Origin of the sequence: Cellulomonas sp. Root485 (genome assembly GCF_001426705.1) — a bacterium.
Classification (GTDB): Bacteria; Actinomycetota; Actinomycetes; order Actinomycetales; family Cellulomonadaceae; genus Cellulomonas.
In genome coordinates this window covers 240,552-267,137 of record NZ_LMFC01000004.1, presented here as the reverse complement: position 1 = coordinate 267,137, position 26,586 = coordinate 240,552, and the positions used below count along the sequence as shown (strand labels likewise).

General features: G+C 72.3%; 26 protein-coding genes. 19 read left to right on the top strand and 7 right to left on the bottom strand.

All coding sequences use genetic code 11. The features are described 5' to 3' along the window. Window positions 1-105 precede the first annotated feature (105 nt). The 8 genes from ASD16_RS18715 (at window position 106) to ASD16_RS18680 (ending at window position 10,905) form a co-directional block, all read left to right on the top strand. A complete protein-coding gene (locus tag ASD16_RS18715) occupies window positions 106-1,506 on the top strand; it encodes a cytochrome ubiquinol oxidase subunit I (RefSeq protein ID WP_055921283.1) in 1,401 nt (466 codons plus the stop codon). 12 nt (window positions 1,507-1,518) lie between these two features. Beyond that, window positions 1,519-2,574 (top strand): cytochrome d ubiquinol oxidase subunit II, encoded by a 1,056-nt coding sequence (gene cydB / locus ASD16_RS18710; RefSeq protein ID WP_082570992.1) that lies wholly within the window; start codon window positions 1,519-1,521, stop codon window positions 2,572-2,574. Then, window positions 2,571-3,338, top strand: a complete 768-nt coding sequence (locus ASD16_RS18705; RefSeq protein ID WP_055921280.1) for a glucose 1-dehydrogenase — start codon at window positions 2,571-2,573, stop codon at window positions 3,336-3,338. Before cydB ends, ASD16_RS18705 begins: the two co-directional genes overlap by 4 nt. Before the next feature lie 10 nt (window positions 3,339-3,348). Then, a complete protein-coding gene (locus ASD16_RS18700; protein WP_055921277.1) occupies window positions 3,349-4,899 on the top strand; it encodes a GMC family oxidoreductase in 1,551 nt (516 codons plus the stop codon). Window positions 4,900-4,921: 22 nt separating this feature from the next. Further along, on the top strand, window positions 4,922-6,787 hold the full coding sequence (locus ASD16_RS18695) for a glycoside hydrolase family 15 protein (RefSeq protein ID WP_055921275.1): 1,866 nt from the start codon (window positions 4,922-4,924) through the stop codon (window positions 6,785-6,787). Next, complete coding sequence (locus ASD16_RS18690) at window positions 6,784-8,079, top strand: NAD(P)/FAD-dependent oxidoreductase (RefSeq protein WP_055921272.1); 1,296 nt, start codon at window positions 6,784-6,786, stop codon at window positions 8,077-8,079. The genes ASD16_RS18695 and ASD16_RS18690 overlap by 4 nt, the downstream gene beginning before the upstream one ends. A 136-nt stretch (window positions 8,080-8,215) precedes the next feature. After that, window positions 8,216-10,321 carry a LuxR family transcriptional regulator gene (locus tag ASD16_RS18685; RefSeq protein WP_157454022.1) on the top strand — a complete coding sequence of 702 codons (2,106 nt, stop codon included), beginning with the start codon at window positions 8,216-8,218 and terminating at the stop codon, window positions 10,319-10,321. Window positions 10,322-10,425: 104 nt separating this feature from the next. Beyond that, complete coding sequence (locus ASD16_RS18680; protein ID WP_055921267.1) at window positions 10,426-10,905, top strand: VOC family protein; 480 nt, start codon at window positions 10,426-10,428, stop codon at window positions 10,903-10,905. On the opposite strand, the gene ASD16_RS18675 is transcribed toward ASD16_RS18680, so the two are convergent. After that, a complete protein-coding gene (locus ASD16_RS18675) occupies window positions 10,902-11,783 on the bottom strand; it encodes an LLM class F420-dependent oxidoreductase (protein WP_055921264.1) in 882 nt (293 codons plus the stop codon). The genes ASD16_RS18680 and ASD16_RS18675 overlap by 4 nt on opposite strands. A 57-nt stretch (window positions 11,784-11,840) precedes the next feature. Next, window positions 11,841-12,689: a UbiA family prenyltransferase gene (locus ASD16_RS18670; RefSeq protein WP_055921261.1), complete on the bottom strand. Its 849-nt coding sequence runs from the start codon at window positions 12,687-12,689 to the stop codon at window positions 11,841-11,843. A 105-nt stretch (window positions 12,690-12,794) separates the two neighbouring features. On the opposite strand from ASD16_RS18670, the gene ASD16_RS18665 reads away from it, so the two are divergent. From ASD16_RS18665 to ASD16_RS18655, 3 genes are read left to right on the top strand one after another with little or no spacing between them, the layout of a single operon-like run. Then, entirely contained in the window at window positions 12,795-13,868 is a 1,074-nt protein-coding gene (locus ASD16_RS18665) for a type III polyketide synthase (protein ID WP_055921258.1), read from the top strand. After that, window positions 13,869-14,393: an isoprenylcysteine carboxyl methyltransferase family protein gene (locus tag ASD16_RS18660; RefSeq protein ID WP_055921255.1), complete on the top strand. Its 525-nt coding sequence runs from the start codon at window positions 13,869-13,871 to the stop codon at window positions 14,391-14,393. It abuts the gene before it with no gap. Further along, window positions 14,390-15,427, top strand: a complete 1,038-nt coding sequence (locus tag ASD16_RS18655; RefSeq protein ID WP_055921252.1) for an NAD(P)/FAD-dependent oxidoreductase — start codon at window positions 14,390-14,392, stop codon at window positions 15,425-15,427. The genes ASD16_RS18660 and ASD16_RS18655 overlap by 4 nt, the downstream gene beginning before the upstream one ends. Before the next feature lie 206 nt (window positions 15,428-15,633). Here the strand turns inward: ASD16_RS18655 and ASD16_RS18650 are convergent, their stop codons facing one another. Beyond that, complete coding sequence (locus tag ASD16_RS18650) at window positions 15,634-16,101, bottom strand: NUDIX domain-containing protein (protein ID WP_055921250.1); 468 nt, start codon at window positions 16,099-16,101, stop codon at window positions 15,634-15,636. 99 nt (window positions 16,102-16,200) lie between these two features. Here ASD16_RS18650 and ASD16_RS18645 point away from each other — a divergent pair, with 99 nt between their 5' ends. Genes ASD16_RS18645 through ASD16_RS18625 form a run of 5 tightly spaced genes read left to right on the top strand, consistent with a single transcriptional unit; the run spans window position 16,201 to window position 20,980 of the window. Then, a complete protein-coding gene (locus tag ASD16_RS18645) occupies window positions 16,201-16,653 on the top strand; it encodes an S-ribosylhomocysteine lyase (protein ID WP_055921768.1) in 453 nt (150 codons plus the stop codon). Next, entirely contained in the window at window positions 16,650-17,369 is a 720-nt protein-coding gene (locus ASD16_RS18640; protein ID WP_055921247.1) for a 5'-methylthioadenosine/adenosylhomocysteine nucleosidase, read from the top strand. The genes ASD16_RS18645 and ASD16_RS18640 overlap by 4 nt, the downstream gene beginning before the upstream one ends. Window positions 17,370-17,400: 31 nt before the next feature. After that, window positions 17,401-18,927, top strand: coding sequence for an MmgE/PrpD family protein (locus ASD16_RS18635; RefSeq protein WP_055921246.1), 1,527 nt, complete (start codon window positions 17,401-17,403; stop codon window positions 18,925-18,927). After that, complete coding sequence (gene prpB, locus ASD16_RS18630; RefSeq protein ID WP_055921243.1) at window positions 18,927-19,820, top strand: methylisocitrate lyase; 894 nt, start codon at window positions 18,927-18,929, stop codon at window positions 19,818-19,820. Before ASD16_RS18635 ends, prpB begins: the two co-directional genes overlap by 1 nt. Before the next feature lie 41 nt (window positions 19,821-19,861). Beyond that, window positions 19,862-20,980, top strand: a complete 1,119-nt coding sequence (locus ASD16_RS18625) for a bifunctional 2-methylcitrate synthase/citrate synthase (RefSeq protein ID WP_055921765.1) — start codon at window positions 19,862-19,864, stop codon at window positions 20,978-20,980. A 3-nt stretch (window positions 20,981-20,983) separates the two neighbouring features. Here the strand turns inward: ASD16_RS18625 and ASD16_RS21870 are convergent, their stop codons facing one another. After that, the gene (locus ASD16_RS21870) at window positions 20,984-21,574 is read right to left on the bottom strand and encodes a carboxymuconolactone decarboxylase family protein (RefSeq protein ID WP_055921240.1); all 591 of its coding nucleotides are present in this window, start codon (window positions 21,572-21,574) and stop codon (window positions 20,984-20,986) included. Window positions 21,575-21,636: 62 nt separating this feature from the next. Here ASD16_RS21870 and ASD16_RS18615 point away from each other — a divergent pair, with 62 nt between their 5' ends. Continuing rightward, entirely contained in the window at window positions 21,637-22,314 is a 678-nt protein-coding gene (locus tag ASD16_RS18615; RefSeq protein ID WP_055921238.1) for a hypothetical protein, read from the top strand. Window positions 22,315-22,318: 4 nt separating this feature from the next. Here ASD16_RS18615 and ASD16_RS18610 read toward each other — a convergent pair whose 3' ends face one another. Next, window positions 22,319-22,588: an acylphosphatase gene (locus tag ASD16_RS18610; protein WP_055921235.1), complete on the bottom strand. Its 270-nt coding sequence runs from the start codon at window positions 22,586-22,588 to the stop codon at window positions 22,319-22,321. Beyond that, the gene (locus ASD16_RS18605; RefSeq protein WP_055921230.1) at window positions 22,585-22,908 is read right to left on the bottom strand and encodes a cupin domain-containing protein; all 324 of its coding nucleotides are present in this window, start codon (window positions 22,906-22,908) and stop codon (window positions 22,585-22,587) included. Before ASD16_RS18605 ends, ASD16_RS18610 begins: the two co-directional genes overlap by 4 nt. A 58-nt stretch (window positions 22,909-22,966) precedes the next feature. On the opposite strand from ASD16_RS18605, the gene ASD16_RS18600 reads away from it, so the two are divergent. Beyond that, window positions 22,967-24,448: an FAD-dependent monooxygenase gene (locus tag ASD16_RS18600; RefSeq protein ID WP_055921227.1), complete on the top strand. Its 1,482-nt coding sequence runs from the start codon at window positions 22,967-22,969 to the stop codon at window positions 24,446-24,448. Continuing rightward, window positions 24,445-25,758 (top strand): NYN domain-containing protein, encoded by a 1,314-nt coding sequence (locus ASD16_RS18595; protein ID WP_055921224.1) that lies wholly within the window; start codon window positions 24,445-24,447, stop codon window positions 25,756-25,758. The genes ASD16_RS18600 and ASD16_RS18595 overlap by 4 nt, the downstream gene beginning before the upstream one ends. Window positions 25,759-25,797: 39 nt before the next feature. On the opposite strand, the gene ASD16_RS18590 is transcribed toward ASD16_RS18595, so the two are convergent. Next, window positions 25,798-26,574: a GntR family transcriptional regulator gene (locus ASD16_RS18590; protein ID WP_055921220.1), complete on the bottom strand. Its 777-nt coding sequence runs from the start codon at window positions 26,572-26,574 to the stop codon at window positions 25,798-25,800. Between the last annotated feature and the right edge of the window lie 12 nt (window positions 26,575-26,586).

Below are 26,586 nucleotides of genomic sequence, written 5' to 3'. Positions count from 1 at the left end.
CCGACGGGGTGATGCTCGTCCGCCGAACCCGGTGCGACGCTCGACAGACCGGCACGCCGTCCGCGCGTGCCGCTCGCACCCGCGTCGAGCTGTGGGGGAGGTCGGGTGTCTGACCTGGATCTGGCCCGCCTGCAGTTCGCCTCGACGAGCATCTACCACTTCCTCTTCGTCCCTATCACTATCGGGCTCGGCTTCCTCGTGGCGGTCCTGCACACGATGTGGTTCCGGTCCGGCAACCCCGACCACAAGCGGCTGACCAAGTTCTTCGGCACGCTGCTGCTGATCAACGTGGCCGTCGGCGTGGTGACGGGCCTCATCCAGGAGTTCCAGTTCGGCATGAACTGGTCGGCGTACTCGCGGTACGTCGGTGACGTGTTCGGCGCTCCCCTGGCGATGGAGGGGCTGGCCGCGTTCTTCCTGGAGTCGACGTTCATCGGTCTGTGGGTATTCGGCTGGAACGTGCTGCCCCCGAAGATCCACCTGCTCACCGTGTGGCTGGTCGCGGCGGGGGCCGCGGGCTCGGCGGCGTTCATCATGGCCGCGAACTCCTGGATGCAGCACCCCGTGGGGTACACCGTCGACCAGGCGACCGGCCGCCCGGAGCTGTCGGACATCGGCGCGGTGATGACGAACCCCGTCTTCGTGTGGGGCTACGCGCACGTGCTCACCGCGTCCCTCGTCACCGGGTCGGTGCTCATGCTGGCCGTCTCCGCGTGGTACCTGCGGCGCGGTCAGCACGCGGAGGTGTTCACGCGCTCGGCGAAGGTGTCCATCGCCGTGCTGCTGCCCTCGATCTTCCTGGCGCTGGGCGTCGGCAGTCACCTCGGCGTCATCGAGGCGACGTACCAGCCGATGAAGATCTCGGCGGCCGAGGGGCAGTGGGAGACGTGCCAGCCGTGCTCGTTCTCCGCGTTCCAGATCGGCGGCGGCAACGACGACCAGACCCCCACCAAGATCATCGAGATCCCGCACCTGCTCTCCATCCTCGCGACGGGCACGTGGAACGGGGAGGTGCAGGGGCTGAACGAGCTGAACGCCCAGTACCAGGAGGAGTACGGCCCGGGCGACTACGTGCCGAACGTGTTCGTCCAGTACTGGTCGATGCGCGTGATGGCGTACCTCGGATCGCTGGCCGCGCTCGTGGCCCTGTGGGGTCTGTGGCTCATCTGGCGGCGCCGACTACCCACCGCGCGCGTGTTCCTGTTCGTCGCGACGTGGGCCGTCGCGTTCCCGTTCCTGATGAACACGGCCGGCTGGATGCTCACGGAGAACGGCCGCCAGCCGTGGATCGTGCAGGGCCTGATGCTGACCAAGGACGGGATCTCGACGTCCGTCGGCAGGACCGAGCTGATCATCAGCATCGTCGTCTTCTACACGATCTTCCTGCTCCTCGGCGCCGTGAACGTCTACCTGATGATGCGCTACGCCCGCCGCGGCCTGGAGCTCGAGGAGCCTGACGAGCCGCCCGTCGAGGGCGAGCCCCGCGTCCCCGCCCTGACGTTCTGAGGAGGTGTCCCGATGACCCTGCCCGACCTGTGGTTCCTGATCATCGCCTTCCTCTGGACCGGCTTCTTCGTCCTGGAGGGGTTCGACTTCGGCGTCGGGATGCTGCACAAGGTGGTCGGCCGCACCGACACCGAGCAGCGCGTCGCGATCAACGCGATCGGCCCGTTCTGGGACGGCAACGAGGTCTGGCTGATCGTCGGTGCGGCGGGGATCTTCGCGGCCTTCCCCAGCTGGTACGCCACGTGGTTCTCCGCGATGTACCTCCCGCTGGTGCTGCTGCTCGTCGCGCTCATCGCCCGCGGCGTCTCGTTCGAGTTCCGCGGGCGGATGGAGGCGACGCGCTGGCGGCAGACGTGGTCGTGGAGCCTGACCCTCGGGAGCCTGCTGTGCCCGCTGCTCCTCGGCGTGGCGCTGGGCAACCTCCTCGCCGGCCTGCCGGTCGACTCCACCGAGGAGTTCACGGGCTCGGTCACCGACACGGTCACCGGCTACGGCCTGCTCGTCGGACTCACGCTCACCGCCCTCTGCGTGCTGCACGGCGCCACCTTCCTGGCCATGCGGACCACGGACGTGGTGCGCACCCGGGCCCAGCGCGCTGCGGCCGTGGCCGTGGTGCCGGCGGTCCTGCTCCTGCTCGCGTTCGCCGTCGCGACGCCGGCCGTGTCGGGCGCTCCCGCGTTGCGCGGCACCGTGCCGCCGGTGCTCGCGGTCGTCGCGGTCCTCGCGGCGGCGCTGCTGGTGCGGGCCCATCGGGACGGCTGGGCGTTCACCGCCACGGCGCTCGGGATCGCACTGACCGTCGTGACGCTGTTCGCGAACCTCTACCCGAACGTCCTGGTGTCCAGCACCTCGGCGGCCGACAGCCTGACCGTGACGAGCGCGGCGTCCGGGGCGTACGCGCTCCAGGTCATGACGATCGTCGCCGTCGTGCTGGTTCCGCTGATCCTGCTCTACCAGGGCTGGTCGTACTTCGTCTTCCGTCGCCGGATCGTAGGCCCGCCGACGGCTGAACCACCGGACCCGGCCCCGGGTCCGTCCGCACCCCTCGACGAAGGAGCACGCACATGAGCCTGCACGGGAAAGTGGCCATCGTCACGGGCGGCAACAGCGGCATCGGCAAGGCCGTCGTCCTCGCGCTCGCGGAGGCGGGAGCGAACATCGTCATCGACTTCGTCGCGCACCCGGAGGCGACCGAGGAGCTGGAGAAGCAGGTGCACGCCCTCGGCGACCAGGCGATCGGGGTGGACGCCGACGTCAGCAAGGTCGCGGACCTCGAGCGGCTCGTCGCCACGACGGTGGAGGCCTTCGGGCGCCTCGACATCATGGTGAACAACGCCGGCATCGAGACGCGCACGTCCGTCCTCGACACCACCGAGGAGCAGTACCAGCGCGTCATGGACATCAACCTCAAGAGCGCGTTCTTCGGCACCCAGATCGCCGCCAAGCAGATGATCAAGCAGGGCACGGGCGGCCGGATCATCAACATGACGTCGGTCCACGAGGACTGGCCGATGCCGGGGAACACCGCGTACTGCCTGTCCAAGGGCGGGATGCGGATGCTCACCCGGACCGCGGGCGTCGAGCTCGGGCCGCAGGGCGTGCAGGTGGTGGGTGTGGGGCCCGGCGCCGTCGCGACGCCGATCAACACCTCGACGATGAACGACCCCGAGAAGATGAAGACGCTCGACGCCGCGATCCCGCTGGGCCGGATGGCCGAGCCCGAGGAGATCGCCAGCCTCGTCGCGTTCCTCGCCGGCGACGGCGCCACCTACCTCACCGCCACGACGGTCTTCGCCGACGGCGGCATCATGCACAGCAGCCCCGGTCTGTGAGGCAGACGAGATGACCGAGCACTACGACGTCGTCATCATCGGGTCTGGCGCCGGGGGCGGGACGATCGCCCACCGGCTGGCCCCGTCGGGAAAGAAGATCCTCATCCTCGAACGGGGCGACTGGCTCCCGCGCGAGCCCCAGAACTGGGACGCGACGGAGACCTTCGTCAAGAACCGCTACGTCTCGAAGGACACCTGGTTCGACCACACCGGAAAGGCCTTCCAGCCGCAGGTGCACTACAACGTGGGCGGCGCCACGAAGTTCTACGGTGCCGCGCTCTACCGGCTGCGGGAGCGGGACTTCGGCGAGATCCAGCACCACGGGGGGATCTCGCCGGCCTGGCCCGTCGCGTACGACGAGTTCGAGCCGTACTACACCCAGGCCGAGGAGCTCTACCAGGTGCACGGTGCGCGCGGTGAGGATCCCACCGAACCCCCGTCGAGCGGTCCGTACCCGTTCCCGCCGGTGTCGCACGAACCGCGCATCCAGAAGCTCTTCGACGACATGACGGCGATCGGCCTGCACCCGTTCCACTCCCCCTCGGGCATCATGCTGAACGAGGCGAACCCGGCGTACAGCCCGTGCATCCGTTCCGCCACGTGCGACGGGTTCGCGTGCCTGCTGCACGCCAAGTCCGACGCGGAGGTCATCGCGGTGCGGCCCGCCGTGGAGCACGCGAACGTCACCCTGGTCCGCAACGCCGAGGTGCGTCGGCTCGAGACCGACGACTCCGGGAACACCGTGACCTCGGTGGTCGCCGACGTCGAGGGAGTCGAGCAGCGGTTCTCCGGCGACGTCGTCGTGGTCTCGGCAGGCGCCGCCAACTCGGCGAAGCTGTTGCTGCAGAGCGCCAACGACCGGCACCCGAACGGCCTGGCCAACGGGTCCGACCACGTCGGCCGCCACTACATGTTCCACAACAGCCGGGCGTTCCTGGCGATCTCCATCGAGCGCAACGACACCCGGTTCCAGAAGACCCTCGGCGTCAACGACTACTACTTCGGCGACGAGAGCTTTGCGTTCCCGATGGGCAACGTGCAGATGGTCGGCAAGTCGTCGGCGCCGATGTACCGCGGCGAAAAGCCCATCGCGAAGCTCGCGCCGCTGTTCGCGCTCGAGGAGGTCGCGGAGCACGCGGTCGACTTCTGGCTGTCGGCCGAGGACCTGCCCGACCCCGACAACCGTGTGACCTTGGGCAACCACGGCGACATCGTGCTGACGTACACGCCGAACAACCGGCAGCCACTCGACGAGCTGTACAGCCGGGTCAAGCACAACCTCGGGCACCTCGGCATGCACCCGCACCACCTGGTCCCCCGGGACCTGTACATGAAGAACGACATCCCGGTCGCGGGCTGCGCGCACCAGGCCGGCACGGTCCGGTTCGGCGACGACCCGGCGACGTCGGTGCTCGACCGCGACTGCAGGACGCACGAGGTGGACAACCTGTACGTCGTCGACACGAGCTTCTTCCCCAGCATCGGCGCCGTGAACCCCGCGCTCACCGCCATGGCGAACGCCCTGCGCGTGGGTGACCACCTGCTCGCCCGGCTCGCCTGAGCACCCCCACCAGGAGGAACCCGTGGACTCGAACAGCCCCGCATCCCCGTTCCCGCCGATCGCCCAGTACGCGTTCCTGTCCGACTGCCACACGGGGGCGCTCGTGGCGCCCGACGGGTCGGTCGACTGGTTGTGCGTGCCGCGGTTCGACAGCCCCAGCGTCTTCGGCAGCCTCCTGGACCGGGGCGCCGGCTACTTCCGGTTCGCGCCGTACGGCATCAACGTGCCGACGTCGCGCGCCTACGACCCCGGCACCAACGTGCTCGTCACCACCTGGCACACCCCGACGGGCTGGCTCGAGATCCGCGACGCGCTGACCATGGGTCGGCGCGAGGGACCCGACGAGACCACGCCGCACACCCGCCCGCCTGCCGACGACGACGCGGAACACCTCCTCGTGCGCACCGCGACCTGCCTCGAAGGGTCGGTGCGGGTCGAGCTCGTGTGCGACCCCGCGTTCGACTACGGCCGGACGCGGGCGCCCTGGGCCCTCGACACCGACGGCCACACGGCCGACATCACCGGCGCGGGGACGTCGATGCGCCTGCGCACCGACCTCGCGCTCGGGGTCGAGGGCGACGCTCTGCGGGGCCGGCACGAGCTCACGGCCGGCGAGACCGCGTTCGTCTCCCTGTCGTGGGCCGCCTCCCTGGACGGACCCGCCGACGCGACGGACGCCGCCGCGCGGGTCACGGCGACCCGCGACTTCTGGCGGCGCTGGCTGGGGCGCGCCCGGATGCCCGACCACCGCCTGCGTCCCTACGTCGAGCGCTCGGCACTGGTCATCAAGGGCCTGACCTACATGCCGACCGGGGCGACCGTCGCGGCGCTGACGACCTCACTGCCCGAGACGCCCGGCGGCGAGCGCAACTGGGACTACCGCTACACCTGGATGCGCGACTCGACGTTCACCTTGCAGGCCCTGCACTACCTGCTGCTGGACTGGGAGGCCGACGAGTTCATGCAGTTCGTGGCGGACATCGAGCCCAACGAAGACGGCGGGCTGCAGATCATGTACGGCATCGATGGCCGCCGCGACCTCACCGAGACCACGCGTGACGAGCTCACCGGCTACCAGGGCGCGCGCCCGGTCCGCCTCGGCAACGGCGCCTTCGACCAGAAGCAGAACGACGTCTTCGGGTCCGTCCTCGACTCGATCCTGCTGCACACCCGGCGCAGCGAGCGCCTTCCGGCCCGGCTGTGGCCGATCGTCAAGGCCCAGGCCGAGTGCGCGGCCGCCATCTGGCAGGAGCCCGACCAGGGCATCTGGGAGGCACGCGGCAAGCCGCAGCACTACGTCTCCTCGAAGATCATGTGCTGGGTCGCCATGGACCGAGCCGCCCAGCTGGCCGGGATCCGCGGCGAGCCGGAGCTCCAGGCCGCCTGGGGCGCCACCGCGCAGGAGATCAAGGACGACATCCTCGCCCGCGGCCTGAGCGACCGCGGCGTGCTCCGCCAGCACTACGAGACGGACGCGCTCGACGCCTCGAACCTCCTCGCCGCGCACTTCGGTCTCCTGCCGGGCACGGACACGAGGCTCCGCGCGAGCGTCCTGGCCATCGCCGACGAGCTCTCCGAGGACGGGTTCGTCCTGCGCTACCGGACGGACGAGACCGACGACGGGATGTCCGGCAAGGAGGGCACGTTCGTCATCTGCTCGTTCTGGCTGGTCTCGGCGCTCATGGTGGTCGGCGAGAAGCAGCGCGCGCTCGACCTGATGGAGCGGCTGCTGCGGATCGCCTCCCCGTTCGGCCTGTACGCGGAAGAGTTCGAGGTGGCGGCCGCGCGGCACCTCGGCAACATCCCGCAGGCGTTCTCGCACCTCGCCCTCATCGAGGCCGCCGCACGGATCATCCTGGCCGAGCGCGTCGAGGAGATGTCGCTGTGACGGACGTGCTGGTCCTGGGCGGCGGCCTGGCGGGCGTCGCCGCGGCGCAGACCCTGGGCGAGGCGGGGATCCGCACGACGCTGGTCGACCGCACCGACTACCACCAGTTCCAGCCCTTGCTCTACCAGGTGGCCACGTCGCAGCTGCCGGCCGAGGACGTCGCCCGCCCGCTGCGGACGATCTTCGCGGACGTGCCGAGCGTCGACGTGGTGCTCGGGGGTGTCGCGTCGGCGTCGCTCGCGGACCGCACGCTCGTCCTCGAGGACGGCAGGTCGCTGTCGGCCGAGCACCTCGTGCTCGCGGCGGGCGCGCGCCCGAACTTCTTCGGCATCCCGGGCGCCCAGGAGCACGCGTTCCCGCTGTACTCCGTCGCGGACGCGGAGCGCCTGCGGCTGCACCACCGCGCCCTGGTCGAGGAGGCCCTCGTGGGCGACACCGGGTCGCGCGACGTCGTCGTGGTCGGCGGCGGTCCCACCGGCGTCGAGGTCTCCGGCGCGCTCGCCGAGCTCGTCGCGGCCCTCCAGACGCAGGGCAGGATGCCCGCCGACGCTCGCGTGCACCTGGTCGACCGCGGCCACGCGGTGCTCGGCCAGTTCTCGTCGCGGGCCCAGGAGTACGCGCACAAGCACCTGGAGAAGGCCGGTGTCGACATCCGCCTCGGCGCGGGCGTCAAGGAGGTGCACCGGGATGCGGTCGACCTCGACGACGGCACGCGTCTGCCCACCCGGACCGTCATCTGGGCCGGCGGCGAGTCCGCAGCCGCCATCGCGCGGTCCGCCGGCCCGGCCACAGGACGTGGGGGGCGGATCGACGTCCGCCCGGACCTCGGGGTCGAGGGGTACCCCGGGGTCTGGGCGGTCGGCGACGTGGCGAACATCCCGTCCGGTCCAGGGGCGCCGACGCTGCCACAGCTCGGGTCCGTCGCGCAGCAGTCCGGGCGCTGGGCTGCCCAGAACATCCTGCGCTCGACCCAGGGCGACGGCCTCGCGCCGTTCCACTACAAGGACAAGGGCATCATGGCGATGATCGGCCGCAACGCCGCCGTCGCCGAGGTCGGCGCGCACCGCCACGAGGTCGACGGTCCGATCGCCTTCGCCGCGTGGCTCGGGGTGCACGCGATGCTGCTCAGCGGCGTGCACAGCCGCACCGACGCGTTCCTCAGCTGGGCCTGGGACTACTTCGAGCGCGACCACGCGGCGACCGTCGAGTCGCACGACGCCCCGCGCCGGATCGCGTGGGGCGACGACAGCGACGACGTGCCGCACATCGACCTGACGGCCGGACGGGACTGACCTCACCCGACCCAGGTCCTTGCGCGTGTCCAGGGGCCCGGTAGCGTGGCCCGACGTGGGGGAACGTCCCGTTTGGCACGGTTCATCCGCCGTTGAGCAACAGTCGGCGACCTCGCAGAGCTCGGGGCACCCCGTGGTGCGCCGACATCGCGCCGGGGTCGGGCTGGTGGCCCGCGGTGAGCTGGTCGACGCGCTCGTCGGCTCACCCACCCGGGTCGTCGCCATCGTCGCGGGTCCCGGCTACGGCAAGTCCGCTCTCCTCGGCCAGTGGGCGGACCGGTTGGCCGGCGCGGCCGTGTGGCACACCTGCACCGACGCCGACAACGACCCCGCCGCACTGCTGGCGGCGATCGGCCGCGCCGCAGGTGCGGGACCGGGCATCGTCACCGTCGCCGGCCTCATCCGGGCTCTCGACCCCGCCCCCGCGGGCACGCTGCTCGTCGACGGCGTCCAGGTGATGACCTCGGCGGCGAGCCTCAACGTGCTGACCGACGTCATCGACCGGCTGCCCGACACGTGGCGGGTGGGCATCACGTCCCGGGCGCGACCCCGCCTGCCGATCGCGCGCCTGCGCGCCGCGGGCGAGCTGCTGGAGCTCGGTCCTGGCGAGCTGTCCTTCGCTCACGACGAGACCGCCCAGGTGCTCGCACGGTCCGGGATCACCCTGTCGCCCACCGCGACGGACCAGCTCCTCGAACGCACGCAGGGGTGGCCGGTCGCGGTGTCGCTCGCGGGGATGGCGCTGCGCGCCGACGAGACCCGGACGTTCACCGGCGACGACGTCTTCATGCGCGAGTACCTGCGCACCGAGGTGCTCGCCGGCCTGCGGAGTCGCGACACCGCGCTCCTGGTGCGCTGCGCGATCCTCGACGAGCTGTCCGGACCGTTGTGCGACGCGGTGCTGCGGACCCGGTCCTCGGGCGCGGCGCTGGAGCACCTGGCCGCGCACGGGGTGATCGAGCAGGCCGGCCGGGACGGCGACCGGTTCCGGTGCCATCCCCTCCTGCGGGACCTGCTGACCGCCGAGCTGCACCGCAAGGAGCCCGCACTGGTGCCGGAGCTGCACCGTCGCGCGGCCCGCTGGTACGGCGACGCAGGCGTCCCGGACCAGGCGATCGAGCACGCGCACCTGGCCGGCGACACCGCAGAGCTCACCCGGCTCGTCCTCGACTGGTCGCAGCACACCTGGGCCAACGGCGGCATCGACTCCGTCCACCGGTGGATGTCGTGGCTCGAGGAGTCGGACGGCGGCAGCGCCTTCCCGGCGATCGCCGCGCACGCGGCCCTCATCTTCGCGCTGGTCGGCGAGCCGGCACGTGCCGAGCGGTGGTCCGCGATCGCGAAGGGGGCGCCTGTGTCCGGCTCCCTGTCCGACGGGAGCACGGTCGAGGCGACGCTCGCGTACCTGGACGCGATCGAGGCACGCCAGGGCACCGCCCAGATGCGGCTCGACGCCCGCGTCGCGTGGGAAGGGCTGGCACCCGCGAGCCCGTTGCGCGCGACGATGCGTCACACCGAGGCGCTCGCGGACCTGCTCGACGGCGACCTCGACCACGCGGACGGCCTGTTCGTCGAGGCTCAGGAGGCCGCGGAGGCGGCGGGGATCGGGCCGCTCGTCGGGATGGTCATGTGCGAGCGGGCATCGATCGCGGTCGAGCGCGGCGACTGGTCGGCCGCGGAGGACGCCGTCCGCCGTGCGACGTCCATCGTCACGGACGGCGACTACGGCTCCTACTGGTCCAGCGCGCTCGTGTTCGCCTGGGCCGCCCGCCTCGCCGTGCACCTCGGCCTGCGGTCGGAGGCCGTCGAGCACACCCGGCGCGCCCTGGCCCTGCGGCCGCTGCTCACCTACGCGCTCCCGGTCGTCTCCACGCAGGCCCTGCTGGCGACGGCGCAGGCGTCGCTCGGCCTGGGCGACCACCACGCCGCCGCCGCCACAGCACGGCGGGCCGAGGAGATCGTGCACCGCCGGCCCGGACTCGGGGACCTGCCGGACAGGGTCGCGGCGCTGGTCGCGGCCGTGCAGGAGACGGCGGACCAGGGCCGCCCCGACACCCTCACGCCGGCCGAGATCCGGCTCCTGCCCCTGCTCGCGACGCACCTCACGTTCCCGCTGATCGCCGAACGGCTCGGTGTCTCCCGCAACACCGTCAAGACGCAGGCGATCTCGACGTACCGCAAGCTCGGCGTGACCTCGCGCAACGAGGCGGTGGCGCGCTGGGAGGTGCTGGACGGCTCGTAGAAAGTCGCACCGGGCCTGATGTCGAGATCGCGGGGACGGCTCCGACCACCTCACGAAGGGACGCCGGGCACCCGGCTCGCGTCGCACACACCGGAGGCACCGAGATGCAGACCATCAGCCCGTTCCTGTGGTTCGACGACCAGGCCGAGCAGGCCGCGCAGCGCTACGTCGAGATCTTCCCCAACTCGGCGATCACCTCCGTCGCCCGCTACGGCGAGGGCGCCCCCCAGCCGGCCGGCACGGCGATGTCCGTGAGCTTCGTGCTCGACGGCGTGGAGGTCCAGGCCCTCAACGGCGGACCGATGTACTCGTTCACCGAGGCGTTCTCGTTCTTCGTCTCGGTCCCCGACCAGGCCGAGGTCGACCGCGTGTGGGACGCCCTGACCGCGGACGGCGGCGAGCCGGGCCGGTGCGGCTGGCTCAAGGACCGCTGGGGCCTGTCCTGGCAGGTCATCCCCACGGACCTCCCGGCGCTCCTGGGCGACCCGGACCCCGGCCGCGCGGGCCGCGCCGTGAACGCCATGCTGGCGATGAGCAAGATCGACGTGGCGGCCCTGCACGCGGCTGCCGACGCGAGCGCCTAGCCCCGACCCAGGTCCGCCAGGCGCGGCACCGCGGGGGCGACCGTGTCCTTCACCCACGCCGCCAGGCTGGTGTCCGCCGGCGTGAGGATGACGGACTCCACCCCGAGGGCGTCGTAGGCCCGCATCTCCTCCACGAACCCGTCGAGGTCCCCGGCGAGCAGCCTCTCGCCGCGGGACAGCATGGTCACGCGGATCTCGGCCGGGTCGCGGCCGAGGTCCGCGCAGTGGCCGCGCAGGACCTCGAGCTTGTGCGCGACCTCGTCGGGCGTGGACGTGAACAGGTTGCACGCGTCGCCGTACTGCGCGACCAGGCGCAGGGTCTTGCGCTCGCCCGAGCCACCGATGAGGATCTCGGGGCGCGTCAGCGGCTGGGGCGAGCACAGGGTCTGGGCCAGCTGGTAGTGCCTGCCCTCGTACGGCCCGTCGTCGGTGGGGTCCCACATCTGCCGGCAGATCTGCAGCGTCTCCTCGAGACGCTCGAACCGCTCGGCCAGCGGCGGGTAGGGCACCCCCATCGCGCGGTGCTCCTCCTCGTACCAGGCGGCCCCGATCCCGAGCGTCGCGCGGCCACCGGAGAGGACGTCGAGCGTGGCGTGGATCTTGGCCAGCAGGCCGGGATGCCGGTAGGTCACGCCCGTGACCAGCACGCCCAGCTGCACCTGTGACGTCACGCCCGCGAGGTAGCCGAGCGTCGTGTACGCCTCGAGCATCGGGTCGTCGGCGGGGAATCCTGCCGCGACCATCTGGAAGTAGTGGTCCATGACCGAGACCCAGGCGACCCCGGAGTCGTCGGCGGCGCGGGCCGCGTCGGCCAGCTCCTGACGCAGGGCCGCGGGCTCGACGGAGTCGAAACGGTAGAGGTGGACGCCAACGCGCACGAGGGGCTCCTTCGACGGGGGTTTCCCGTCACCATGCCCCTTCGAGCGCGCTCGAAGTCAAGCGGTGACGACCCAGTCCGACAGCACCAGCAGGACCACGTCGACGGCCGCGACCGCGATGGCGAACAGGAACGGCAGCCGGTTGCGCCCACCGCCGAGCGCGAGCACCGTCCCCACGATCGTGAGGCCGACGGCGGCGACGAGCACGGCGGCAGCGGCCGCGCGCGGAGGACCGCTCGGCGCCAGCACGAGCAGGACGGTCGCGCCCAGGAGCGCCAGGGCCGTTCCGATGCTCGTCGCGGTCCCACCCAACCGGTGCGGAAGTCCGCGCACCCCGGTGTCCTGGTCGTCCTGCAGGTCCGGCACCACGTTCGCGCCGTGCGCACCGATCCCGAGCAGCGCGCCTGCCGCCATGGCCCACCAGGCGGCGACCGGCGCCCCCGGCAGCGCCAGCGCGATCGCGAGCGGCAGGAAGCCGAACGAGAACGCGTACGGCGCCCACGACCAGACGGTGCTCTTGAGCCGGGCGTTGTAGGCCCAGGCCGACGCCACGGTGGCCAGGTGCACGAGGCCCGCCCGCCAGCCGAGCGCCAGCGACAGCACCACGCACAGCGCCGCCGCACCGAGGGCCGCAGAGCGGACCGTCCCGACCGCCAGCCGCCCGAGACCGACCGGCTTGTCCGAGCGGCCGACAGCGGCATCCCGCTCGGCGTCGATCCAGTCGTTGGACCAGCCGACGGACAGCTGCCCGGCCAGGACCGCGGCTCCGACCAGAGCCGTCGTGACGGGGGGCGCATCGGCCCCGGCTGCCATGGCAGCCGCGAACACCGTGACCGCGACGGTCGGGGCCGGATGGCACGCCAGCGCGAGGTCGACGACGAGCGGCCGCCGCAGTTCCGTGCCCACGCTGCCCTCCTCCGTCTCGACGCGCCATCGTCGCAGGTCGGGTGAAGGTTGGGCACGACGGCCTCGACACGTGCCGGACGTGCAGCCGCGTGGCACGATGCCCGGATGGCGCGTATCGCCGCTATTGCCCCCGTCCTGCCCAGGCACGCCTACGCCCAGACCGAGATCACCGCCACGATCGCGCCGCTGCTGTCCAGCGACCCTCGCCGCCTGGCGACGATCGAGCGGATCCACGCGGCCACCGGCATCCAGACCCGCCACCTCGCACTCCCCCTCGACGAGTACGCCGACCTGACCTCGTTCACGGTCGCCAACGACACGTTCGTCCGCGAGGGCACGTCGCTGGCGGCGCAGGCGTGCGAGGAGGCCCTCGCGGCGGCCGGGCTGGACGCGCAGGACGTCGACTACCTGCTGGTCACGACGATCACCGGCATCGCCACCCCGTCGCTCGACGTGCTGCTGGTGGAGCGGCTCGGGCTGCGTCCGGACGTCAAGCGGGTGCCGGTGTTCGGGCTCGGCTGCGTGGCCGGGGCCGCGGGGATCGCCCGGGTGCGGGACTACCTGCACGGTCACCCGCAGGACGTCGCGCTGCTCGTCTCGGTGGAGCTGTGCTCGCTGACCCTGCAGCACGGCGACGACTCGATGGCGAACATCGTGTCCAGCGGGCTGTTCGGCGACGGCGCCACGGCCGTCGTCATGCTGGGCGACGATCGCGCGGCCGGCGTGCCCGGCGGTGTCGACGCGGTCGACTCCCGCAGCGACCTGGTCCCGGGCACCACCGACGCCCTCGGCTGGGACATCGGCGGCAGCGGTTTCCGGATCGTGCTCGCCGCGAGCCTCGCGGACATCGTCGAGCGCAACCTCGGCCCCGGCGTCGTCGACCTGCTCGCCGCGCACGGCCTCAAGGTCGCCGACGTCGGCACCTGGGTGGCGCACACCGGCGGACCCCGCATCCTGCAGGCTGCCGCGAGCGCGCTCGAGCTGCCCGACGAGGCCTTCGCCGCGAGCTGGCGGTCGCTGGCGCGGGTGGGCAACCTGTCGTCGTCCGGCGTCCTGCACGTGCTCGCCGACGAGCTGGCGGCGGGCGGGCAGATCCCCGGGTCCGCCGGAGTGCTGTTCGCCATCGGTCCCGGGGTGTGCACCGAGACCGTCCTGCTGCGCTGGCCCGAGGAGAACTAGGTGAGCTGGTACGACTGGCTGATCGTCGTCGTCGCGTTCGAGCGCCTGGCGGAGCTGATCGTCTCTCAACGGCACGTGACCTGGGCCTTCGCGCACGGCGGCATCGAGACGGGCAAGCGGCACTACCCCCTGATGGTCGCGCTGCACACCGGGCTGCTCGTCGCGTGCGTGGTCGAGGTGCACGTCGCGGACCGGCCGTTCGTCCCCGCGCTCGGGTGGACGGCACTGGCGTTCGTGATCGCCGCGAACGCGCTGCGCTGGTGGTGCATCGGGACGCTCGGCAACCAGTGGAGCACGCGGGTGATCGTCGTGCCCGGGGTGGCCCTGGTCCGTCGGGGCCCGTACCGCTGGCTGAGCCACCCGAACTACGTCGCCGTCGCCGTGGAGGGCGCGGCACTGCCCTTGGTGCACACCGCGTGGGTCACCGCGGTCGCGTTCACCGTGCTCAACGCCATCCTGCTGCTCGGTTTCCGCATCCCGACCGAGGAGCGCGCCCTGCGGTCCGTCAGCCCGGCCCCGGCATGACACCCGACGCCGACCTGCTGGTCATCGGCGGCGGACCGGTGGGGCTCGCCGTGGCGATCGAGGGACGGCTCGCGGGCCTGTCCGTGATCGTCGTCGAACCCCGGGCGACCCCCGTGGACAAGGCCTGCGGTGAGGGGCTGATGCCGGGTGCTGTCGCGGCGCTCGCCCGACTCGGCGTCGACCCGGCGGGCCACACCCTCACCGGGATCCGGTACCTGCGGGGCAGCTACACGGCCGACCACCTGTTCGCGTCCTCGCCCGGGCGTGGGGTCCGGCGGACCGTCCTGCACGCCGCCCTCGCCGCACGTGCGCGCGAGCTCGGCGCCGTCGTGGTGCCCGGCCGGGCCGGCGCCGTCGAGCAGGACGGGTCCTCCGTGTGGTGCGCGGGGATCCGGGGGCGCTGGCTGCTGGCCTGCGACGGCCTGCACTCCACCGTGCGGCGCCAGGTCGACCTTGCGACGCACCACCGCCTGCGCGCCCGGCGGTTCGGGGTGCGCCGCCACTTCCGGGTGGAGCCGTGGACCGACCTCGTCGAGGTGCACTGGGGGCGCTCCGTCGAGGCGTACGTGACGCCGGTGGCCGACGACGTGGTCGGCGTCGCGCTCCTGGGCCCGGCCCACCACGACTACGACCGGACGCTCGACTCGTTCGCGGCGCTGCACCACCATCTCGACGGGGCGGAGCGGCTCGGCCCCGCCCGCGGTGCCGGCCCCATGTTCCAGCAGAGCCAGCACCGCACGGCGGGGCGCGTGCGCCTGGTCGGCGACGCGTCGGGCTACGTCGACGCCCTGACCGGCGAGGGGGTCCGGGTCGGCCTCGCCCAGGCGCACGCCGCCGTCGCGACCCTGGGCGAGGACGTCCGCCGCTCCAACGCGGCCTACGAGAAGGCGTGGACGGCCGCCACCCGCGACTACCGGGTGCTGACCAGCGGCCTGCTCGCCGCCGCCGGATCACCGCTGCGGCGCGGCATCGTGCCGTTGGCGGTCACCGCACCCGGCCTGTACGGCGCGGTCGTCGAGCGCCTCGCGCGCTGACGTCGGTCTCCGGACCCGGCCGTCACGCGCGCCGAGGACGCCGGCGCTCGAACCCGACATGGCTACCGCGAACGACCGGATGACGGCATCCATGTCGGGTTCGCGGACCGCGTCTGGGGGCGACCAGGCCATGGGTGACGTGACTGCACGTGGTGGCAGCCCTCATGGCTTGTTCGCGCGGGTCGTGGTCGAGCCTGCGCGGTAGCTCAGGACTCGAACGCTGCCGGTCCGGCGGGGGCCAGGGCGCTCGCGATGCGCGCGTGCATCTCGTCGGACATCGGCGGGAGCGCGTCGAGCGCGAACCAGGCCGCCTCGGTGTTCTCGCCGTCCGCGGGGAACGGCTCGCCGGAGACGTACCGGAACCGGAACGTGTGGTCGAGGTACTGCGCGCGGTCCCCGTTGTCGTACTCCATCGGGGGCAGCACGTGCACCCACGTCAGCCGCTCCGGGACCGCGACGACCGACGCCTCCTCCAGCACCTCGCGCGCGCCCGCGACGGCCGGCTCCTCTCCCGGGTCGACGATCCCCGTCACCGGCGTCCACGAGCCGTCGTCCGCGCGCCTCACCAGGAGGACCTCGTCCCCCCGGACGACGACTGCGGTCACGCCGAGCAGCCAGAGGAGGTCGTGACCGACCGCTGCTCGCAGGGCGAGGATGAACTCGGGGATCGGCACGGGCCGATCGTAGGCGACCCCGTTTCGGCCCCTGGGCTCTCGCGGGAGAGAATGGTCCGTCGCCGACCGAGAAGGACCTGTGCCGTGAACCAGCCCCGCATGAACGTCGAGTCGTTCAACCTCGACCACCGGACCGTCGCCGCGCCGTACGTGCGCCTGGCCGACACCAAGCAGCTTCCCGCCGGGGACGTGATCCAGAAGTACGACGTCCGCTTCACGCAGCCGAACGTCGCGCACCTCGAGATGCCGACCGTGCACTCCCTGGAGCACCTGTTCGCCGAGCACTCCCGCAACCACTCGGAGCGGGTCATCGACTTCTCCCCGATGGGCTGCCAGACCGGGTTCTACCTGATCCTGCAGGGCGAGTGGGACTACGACGACGTCCTGGGCCTGGTCCAGGACACCCTCACGGACATCACGACGGCCACCGAGGTGCCGGCCGCGAACGAGGTGCAGTGCGGCTGGGGTGCCAACCACACGCTCTCGGGTGCCCAGGAGGCGGCGAAGACGTTCCTGGCCGCCCGCGGGGAGTGGTCTCAGGTCACCGCATGATCGCCGTCGACGCGGTCATCGTCACCGCGATGCCCGACGAGTCCGCAGCGTTCCTCGCGCGTGCCGACGTCGTCGGCGACCCCACCCAGATGGGTCACGCCGAGCACCGCCTGCTCACCGTCTGCGGCCGGCAGGTGCTGCTGGTGCAGTGCGGGATCGGGCTGGTGAACTCCGCGACCGCCGCCGCCGTCGCCATCCAGGGCACGCACCCGCGGGCCGTCATCAGCGCGGGCAGCGCGGGCGGGGTCGGCCTGGACGTACGGGTCGGCGACGTCGTCGTCGGCTCGGAGTACCTCTACTCCGGCGCCGACGCGCGCGCGTTCGGGTACGAGCTGGGCCAGGTCCCGGGCATGCCCGAGGTGTACGAGGCCGAACAGATCCTGCACGACGCCGCCGCGACCGCGTCGGTCGACCTGCGCGTCCTGTCCGGCACCATCCTGTCCGGCGACGCGTTCATCGACGCCAGCCGCATCGACCGGATCCGCACCGCGTTCCCGGCGGCCATGGCCACCGACATGGAGTCGGCCGCGCTCGCGCACACCGCGCACCTGTACGGGGTGCCGTTCCTGTCCGTGCGCGGCATCTCCGACCTGTGCGGCCCGGTCGCGGGTGCGGACTTCCTCACGCACGTGGACGATGCTGCGGAGCGGTCCGCGGCCGTCGTCATCGAGGTCCTGCGACGGCTCGCCGTCGGCGACATGGCCCACGCACGCTGACCACCTCCCTGTCCCGACCGGAAGCGAGCAGATGACCCAGAACCACGCCGTGCGCGTGCACCCGAGCGCCGACCGCCTGGCGCGCACCGACCAGCTGGCCTGGGCCATCGCACAGGTCGCCGCCGACCCCGTCGAGGTGCCGGACGACGTGGTCGACATGATCATCAACCGCGTGATCGACAACGCCGCGGTCACGGTGGCGTCGCTGACGCGCACTCCCCCGTCGACGGCCCGCGCGCAGGCGCTCGCGCACCCGTACGCGGGTCCGCGCAACGGCGCGACGGTCTCCGGGGTGGACCCGGCGACGCGCGTCAGCCCGGAGTGGGCGGCGTGGGCGAACGGGGTCGCGGTCCGTGAGCTCGACTACCACGACACGTTCCTCGCGGCCGACTACTCCCACCCGGGCGACAACATCCCGCCGATCGTCGCGGTCGCGCAGCACACCGGGCGTTCCGGGAAGGAGCTCGTTCGCGCCATCGCGACGGGCTACGAGATCCAGGTCGACCTGGTCCGCGCGATCAGCCTGCACAAGCACAAGATCGACCACGTGGCCCACCTGGGCCCGTCGGTCGCGGCGGGCCTCGGCACGCTGCTCGACCTGTCGCCCGAGGTGATCTTCCACGCGGTCGGTCAGGCGCTGCACACCACGACGGCCACGCGGCAGTCCCGCAAGGGCGAGATCTCGTCGTGGAAGGCCTACGCCCCGGCGTTCGCGGGCAAGGTCGCCATCGAGGCCGTGGACCGGGCGATGCGCGGCGAGACGTCGCCGACGCCCATCTACGAGGGCGAGGACGGCGTCATCGCCTGGATGCTGGACGGTCCCGACGCCGCCTACGACGTGCCGCTGCCCGCACCCGGCGAGGCCAAGCGGGCGATCCTCGACACGTACACCAAGGAGCACTCGGCGGAGTACCAGTCGCAGGCGCTCATCGACCTGGCGCGCAGCCTGCACCGCGAGCGCCCGGACCTGACCAACCCGCACAACGTGGCGTCGATCGTCATCCACACGTCGCACCACACGCACTACGTGATCGGCTCCGGCGCGAACGACCCGCAGAAGTACGACCCGACCGCGTCGCGCGAGACCCTCGACCACTCGATCCCGTACATCTTCACGGTCGCGCTGCAGGACGGCGTCTGGGACCACGTCGCGTCCTACGCCCCCGACCGCGCCGCCCGGGCGGACACGGTCGAGCTGTGGCAGAAGGTCACCACGACCGAGGACCCCGCGTGGACGGAGCGGTACCACTCCAGCGACCCGGCGCAGAAGGCGTTCGGCGGCCGTGTCGAGATCACGACCACCGGCGGCGAGGTCGTGGTCGCGGAGCTCGCCGTGGCCGACGCCCACCCGCTGGGCGCCCGCCCGTTCGCGCGGGAGCAGTACGTGGCCAAGTTCCGCTCGCTCGCGGCGGGCGTGCTGGCCCAGGACGAGATCGAGCGGTTCCTCGACGTCGCCCAGCGGCTGCCGTCCCTGACCGCCGACGAGCTCGCCGGTCTCACGGTCGTCGCACCCGGTGGCCTGCTCGACACGGTCAGCACCCCGGAAGGACTGTTCTGATGCTGTACGCCACCGCGACACCGGCCGAGAAGCGCGTCGCCCTGCGGGACGGGCTGGCGTCCGGGCGCCTGCTGCGGCTGCCGGGTGCGTTCAACCCGCTCTCCGCGCGGCTGATCGAGGCCAAGGGCTTCGAGGGTGTCTACATCTCGGGTGCGGTGCTCGCCGCCGACCTGGGGCTGCCGGACATCGGGCTGACGACGGCCACCGAGGTCACGCAGCGCGCCGGGCAGATCGCACGGATGACCGGCCTGCCCGCGATCGTCGACGCCGACACCGGGTTCGGCGAGCCCATGAACGTGGCCCGGACCGTCCAGGGCCTCGAGGACGCGGGCCTGGCGGGCTGCCACATCGAGGACCAGGTCAACCCGAAGCGGTGCGGGCACCTCGACGGCAAGTCCGTGGTGGACGAGGACACCGCGCTCAAGCGCATCCGGGCCGCGGTCGACGGGCGCCGGGACCCGAACTTCCTCATCATGGCCCGCACCGACATCCGGGCCGTCGACGGCCTGACGGCGGCGATCGACCGGGCCAAGGCGCTGGTCGACGCCGGCGCCGACGCGATCTTCCCCGAGGCGCTCACCGGTCCCGACGAGTTCGAGGCCGTGCGCGCCGCGGTCGACGTGCCGCTGCTGGCCAACATGACCGAGTTCGGCAAGGGCGAGCTGCTGACCGCGCGCCAGCTCGAGGACATCGGCATCAACATCGTCATCTACCCGGTCACGCTGCTGCGGCTGGCCATGGGCGCCGCGATGACCGGGCTCGACACGATCCGCGCCGAGGGCACCCAGGCCGGGCTGCTCGACAGGATGCAGACGCGCGCCGAGCTCTACGAGCTGCTCGACTACGAGGCCTACGGCCAGTTCGACACGAACGTCTTCAACTTCACGCTCTGACCCTCGGGAACGTCCCGTCAACGACGATGGAGGCACACCGCATGACCGAGACCGACACGCAGATCCACAAGGGCCTCGCCGGCGTGGTCGTCGACACCACCGAGGTCTCCTCGGTCGACGCCGCCAGCAACTCGCTGCTCTACCGCGGCTACCCCGTGCAGCAGCTGGCGGCGCAGTGTTCGTTCGAGCAGGTCGCGTACCTGCTGTGGCACGGCGAGCTGCCGTCCGCCGACGAGCTGGCCCGGCTGCAGAAGGACGAGCGCTCGCAGCGGGTGCTCGACGAGGACGTGGTCCAGGCCGTGCTGTCGCTGCCCACCACCTGCCACCCGATGGACGTGGTGCGCACGGCGGTGAGCGTGCTCGGGGCGCACGACGCGACCGAGGAGGACTCGTCGCGCGAGGCGAACCTGGCCAAGTCGGTGCGGCTGCTCGCGCAGCTGCCGGGGATCGTGGCGCTCGACCAGCGCCGCCGCCGCGGGCAGGAGCCGGTGGCGCCGCGGGACGACCTCGGGTTCGCGGAGAACTTCCTGCACGTCACGTTCGGCGAGGTGCCGGACCCCGTCGTCGTGAAGGCGTTCGAGGTGTCGATGGTGCTGTACGCCGAGCACTCGTTCAACGCCTCCACGTTCACCGCGCGCGTCATCGCCTCGACCCTCTCGGACCTGCACTCCGCGGTCACCGGCGCGGTCGGCGCGCTCAAGGGCCCGCTGCACGGCGGCGCCAACGAGGCGGTCATGGCCACCTTCACCGAGATCGGGACCGCCGACCGCGCGGCGGCGTGGCTCGACGACGCCCTGGAGCACAAGCGCAAGATCATGGGCTTCGGGCACCGCGTCTACAAGCACGGCGACTCGCGGGTGCCGACGATGCGCGAGGCGCTGGTGACCCTGGTCGACCACTACGACCGGCAGGACATGCTCGACCTGTACGACGCGCTGGAGTCCGCGATGACTGAGCGCAAGAACATCCTGCCCAACCTCGACTACCCGACCGGCCCGGCGTACCACCTCATGGGCTTCGACACCCCGACGTTCACGCCGCTGTTCGTCGCCAGCCGGGTCACGGGCTGGACGGCGCACGTGATGGAGCAGCTGGACGCGAACTCGCTGATCCGGCCGCTGAGCCAGTACGTGGGACCGGCCCGGCGGGACGTGCCGTAGCGGTCAGTCGGTCGCGATCGGCCGTCCCACCGTCAGGGCGTCCCGCATGGGAGCGTCCAGCGCGCGGTACGCGACGTCCGGCGCCGCGCCCACGGCCTCCAGGACGGTGCTGAAGAAGCACCGCGCGGCCGCGGCGAGCACCACGTCGAGGACCTCGTCGTCCGTCCAGCCGAGGGCGCGCAGCTCGTCGAGGTCGGCCGGCGTCATGTCCGCGGCACCGGCGGCGACCTTGTCGGCCAGCCGCGCGATCGCGTGGTCGACCTCGGTCAGCTCGGGAGAGTCGTCATCGTCCGCGAGCGCGCGGACGGCGTCCGGGCTCATGTGCGCCGCCGCCAGGACCTTCCCGTGCGCCAGCGCGCAGTAGCTCGACCGCAGCCGCAGCGCCGCCGCGGTCGTGGCCACCTCGTAGCGCCGCGCGTCCATGCCCTTGATCGCACCGTTCAGGCCTTGCCAAGCGCGCAGGACGGCAGGTCGGTGCGCGAAGATCCGCGTGTAGTTGGCGACGTAGCCCAGCGACGCCCGGTCATTCTCGAACGCCGCCGTCACCTCGCCCGTGGGGTCGATGTCCTGCGTGGCGTCCTGGATCCAGCTCATGAGCCGATCATGGACGTACGGATCCGTCGGCGTCGAGCACGGGGTGCGGCAGAGTCGGGACCATGTCCGACGACGACCGGATCCTGGCCGCCGCGGTGGCGAACAACGCTGCCTGGTGCGGCCTCGTGTGCCGCTGCGCCGGTCTGCCCACCGACCTCGGCCCAGACCTCTGGTCGACCCCGCGCCGCTCCCCCGACGCCTACCCGGACGCCGTCACGCTGCGGCCAGGGGTCCCCGTGGACGCCGTGCTCGCAGCCGTCGACGACTCCGCCGGCGCGTCGGTGAAGGACTCGTTCGCCGACCTCGACCTCGCACCGCACGGCTGGTCCGTCCTGTTCGAGGCGCAGTGGCTGACCCGCCCCGCCGCTTCCGGAACGGCCCCGGGACTGCTGTGGAGGACCGTCGACCGGGACACGCTGCCGCTCTGGCTCGCCGCCCACGGTTCTGACTCGATCCGGCCGGGCGTCCTCGACGACCCGGACGTGCGGCTGCTGCTCGCCACCGACACCGACGGCCCGCTCGCCGTCGCCGCGCTCAACCGCTCCGACGCCGTCGTGGGCGTCTCGAACGTGGCAGTGCTGCGAGCCGAGCCCGAGCTCGTGTGGTCGGACCTGGCGATGGTCGCCCGTCGTGAGCTCGGTGCGCACCGGCTCGTCGGCTACGAGTCGGGACCCGACCTGCTCCCGCCGGTCGCGGCCGGGTTCGAGCCCGTCGGGCCCTTGCGCGTCTGGGTCCGCTGACCGCTCACGGCTCGATCTCGAACCCGGTGAGACCCTCCGGCGGCTCGTCGGTGACCTCGACGTCGGACACCTGGGCACCCCCGGGGCCGGACCGGCACCAGGCGACGAGCCCCGCGACCGCCTCGTCAGGCCCCTCGGCCACCGCCTCGACGGCGCCGTCGGCCCGGTTGCGCACCCAGCCGTGCACACCGAGCCGGCGCGCCTCCCGGGAGAGCGACCACCGGTAGCCGACGCCCTGCACCATCCCGCGGACGACGACGTGCCGGCGGATCATCGGCCGTCCCCTGCCCGGCTGTACTCCGCAGGCCCGAAGACGACGAGCACGTGCAGGTCCTCGGTGATGTCGACGAAGCGGTGCGGCTCTCTCGCGGGCACGAACGCGACCGCGCCCGGTGCGACGTCGAGGGTCAGTTCCGGGGTCCACAGCCGCGCGCGGCCGCGCAGGACCACGTAGACCTCGTCCTCGGTGTGCGGCTCCTGCCCGTCGACGTCCCCGACGCCCAGCACGTAGGTGCCGACGCTCAGGTCGGGTACCCGCAGGTGCTCGGTGTAGGCGGCGGAGCCGCGCTGGCCGGCGCCGGTCAGGAGGTGCATCCGCCCAGTGTGGCCGTCGGGGTTGCCTCCGGCGACCCACCCGTGATGACCATGGTTCGTGACCGAGCACGCGGTGGTGATCGCAGGAGGCGGCCCGACGGGGCTGATGCTGGCAGGTGAGCTGGCGCTGGCCGGGGTGGACGTCGTGATCGTCGAGCGACGGACCAGCCAGGCGCTCGACGGCTCTCGCGCGGGCGGGCTGCACTCGCGCTCGCTCGAGGTGCTCGACCAGCGCGGCATCGTCGACCGGTTCCTCGCGGAGGGGCGGGCGATGCAGATCGCGGGGTTCGTCGGCATCCCCCTGGACATCTCCGACTTCCCCACCCGCCACAACTACGGGCTGGCCCTCTGGCAGAGCCACATCGAGCGCCTCCTGGCGGGCTGGGTCGACGAGCTCGGCGTGCCGGTCGTCCGCGAGCGCGAGGTGACGGGCTTCGCGCAGGACGACTCCGGTGTCGACGTCGAGGTGTCCGACGGTCGACCGCTGCGGGCGCAGTACCTCGTCGGGTGCGACGGGGGGCGCAGCGCGGTCCGCAAGTCGGCCGGCATCGACTTCGTCGGGTGGGACGCCACCGTCGGCTGGCTCATCGCCGAGGTCGCCATGGAGCAGGAGCCCCAGGTCGGGATGCGTCGCGAAGGTGGTGGCATCGGCCCGGTCGACCCGCAGCGGGACGACGGCCCGTACCGGGTGGTGCTGCAGGAACGCCTGGCGGACCAGCCGGGCGAACCCAGCCTGCAGGACGTCCGGGACGCCCTGACGGCCGCGTACGGCACCGACTACGGGGTGCACAGTCCGACCTGGATCTCGCGCTTCTCCGACGCCACCCGCCAGGCCGCGTCCTACCGGCAGGGGCGGGTGCTGCTCGCCGGAGACGCCGCCCACGTGCACCCGCCCCAGGGAGGTCAGGGCCTGAACACGGGCGTGCAGGACGCGGTGAACCTCGGCTGGAAGCTGGCCCAGGTGGTCCACGGGACCTCGCCCGACAGCCTGCTCGACACCTACCACTCCGAACGGCACCCGGTCGCGGCCCGCGTCCTGCAGAACACGATGGCGCAGGTCGCTCTCAGCACCCCCGACGACCGCCACGACGCCCTGCGCGCCACGATGGCCGAGCTGCTCGCGATGGACGAGCCGCGCCGGCGGATCGCGGGGATGCTCAGCGCCCTGGACCTCCACTACGACCTGGGCGACGGGCACCCGCTGCTCGGGCGGCGGATGCCCGACCTCGACCTCGACACGGCGGACGGGCCCGTGCGGGTGTTCTCCCTGCTGCACGACGCCCGACCGATGCTGCTGAACCTCGGCGACCCCGGCCGCGCCGAGGTCTGGTCGGACCGCGTGCGGGTGGTCGACGCCACGTACGACGGCGCGTGGGAGCTGCCGGTCCTGGGCGCTGTCGACGCGCCGACGGCCGTGCTCGTCCGGCCCGACGGGCACGTCGCCTGGACCGGGGACCCCGCAGACCCGGCGCTGTCGGAGGCGCTGGACACGTGGGTCGGTACCCGGCCGGCGGTTCCACCAGGGAGGATGACCCGGTGACCTCCCCCAGCGTGACCTCTGCCGACCGGACGGACGCGGGCCGCCGCTTCCGGACCGCCCTGTTCGTCGACTTCGACAACGTCTACATCGGGCTGCAGCGCCTCGACCCCGTGGCGGCCGAGGCGTTCGCGACGAACCCCGCCCACTGGCTCAGCGAGCTGGAGTCCGGCACCGACTCCGAGGGCGACTTCACGCGGCGGTTCCTCATCCGGGCGTGCTACCTCAACCCGTCACGGTTCTCGCAGTTCCGGCCCAACTTCACGCGCGCCGGCTTCCAGGTGGTCGACTGCCCCTCGCTCACGCAGCAGGGCAAGAGCAGCGCCGACATCAACCTCGTCCTCGACGCCGTCGACGCGCTCGACGCGCCGACGCACTACGAGGAGTTCGTCATCGTGTCCGCCGACGCCGACTTCACGCCCCTGGCCCTGCGCTGCCGGGCGGCCGACCGCCGCGTCACGATCATGACCGCGAGCCCGGCCGCGAGCGCGTACCGGGCCGTCGCGGACTCCGTCATCACGGCCGACGAGCTCGCGGACCTGGTGACGCACACCGCGTCGACGCTCGCCGTGGAGAGCCCCACCATCGAGGAACCCGTCGCCGTCGCCGTCGCCCCGGTCGCCTCTCCGCCCCCACGCACGAAGAAGCCGTCGGAGCCGGCTGCCGCCACAGCGCCGGAGAGCGCAGCCGCGCGCAAGGCAGTGCTGCAACGAGTGCGCACCGCCGACCGTCCCGTACCCCTCGGGACGATCGTGCAGGTGGCGCAGAAGGCGGACGCGAGCCTGGCCGAGTCGAAGTGGGCGGGCACCGGCGGCATCCTCCCGTGGCTGGCGCGCGAGCTCCCCGAGCTGGGGACGTCGTCGCGTCCGCCCGGGTTCGTCTGGGACCCCAAGCGCTTCGGCGAGGCCGACCTGCCTGGCTCCGTGACGGACACCGCCCCGAGCGCTCTGCAACGGCAGGTGGTCGCTGTGACCGATACCCCCGGTCTCAGCGCAGGCAATTACAAGGTCCTGTTGAACGCACTTGCGGCGGACCTCAAGTCCAACCCGTTCGATCGCGCGGAGACATCGCGGCGCGTGCGCGACGTGTGCCAGAGCAAGGGTGCGAAAGTCGGCCGCTCGACCGTCAACTTCGTCATCGGCGGCATCATCTTCGCCGGGCTGCGTCTCACGTCGTCCGTGACCGCGCGCGACCTCGCGACGGCGTGGGCGGACAACGTCGTCGGACTGTGCCGGGGCGCACGCATGCAGATGAGCACCGGGGACGTCACGGCGATCCGCGCCTGGGTCGGCGGCGGTCTGCTCGAGGGCTGACTGCTACCGCTGCGGGACGCGGACGTCGTCCGCACCGGGTCACCGGTCGTAGTCGAAGCGCAGGCGCATGCGGTCGCCGCGGAACACGATCGACGAGTACTCGAAAGGGCGTGAGAGCGCGTCGGAGATGACGTCCTGCAGCTGGAGGGCCGGTTCGCCGCGCCGCATGCCCAGGTGCTTGGCGTCCTCCGTGCTGACGGCGACGGCTTCGAGCTCCTCGTGGACGCGCTTCATGGGGAGCCCGTAGTGCTCCTCGAGGACGACGCAGAGCTGGTTGGCGACGACGTCGTGCCCGTCGAGACCGGGTGCCAGGCGGGCCGGCACATAGGAGCGGTGCAGGCTGATGGGCTCGCCCTGGACGGAGCGGACGCGGACGATCACGTACGTCTCGTCGCCCTCACCGAGCGCGAGCCGTTCGCGGACCCCCGACGACGGCGTCTCGAGCCCGACCGACACCAGACGCGTGGACGTCTCGTAGCCGAGGCCCTCGAGCTGCTCGCGCACGCCCCGGTAGGCCGGGGAGACCGCGTTGATCTTGGGCGTGGCGACGTAGGTGCCCTTGCCGGGCACGCGGACCAGCAGGCCGTCGCCGACGAGCTTGGTCAGCACACCGCGCACGGTCATCCGGCTCAGGCCGTAGATGCGGTTCAGCTCGTTCTCCGACGGGATGCGCTGCCCGGGCAGCCACTCGCCGCTGGTGATCCGGGTGTGCAGGATCTGCTCGAGCTGCGCGTAGAGCGGCACCGCCGACTCTCGCTGCAGGACGTCCGTCATGGGGTCCAGGGTTCCACGGATCTTGCCTCCCTGGTCGGGCATGAGTAGACCTGT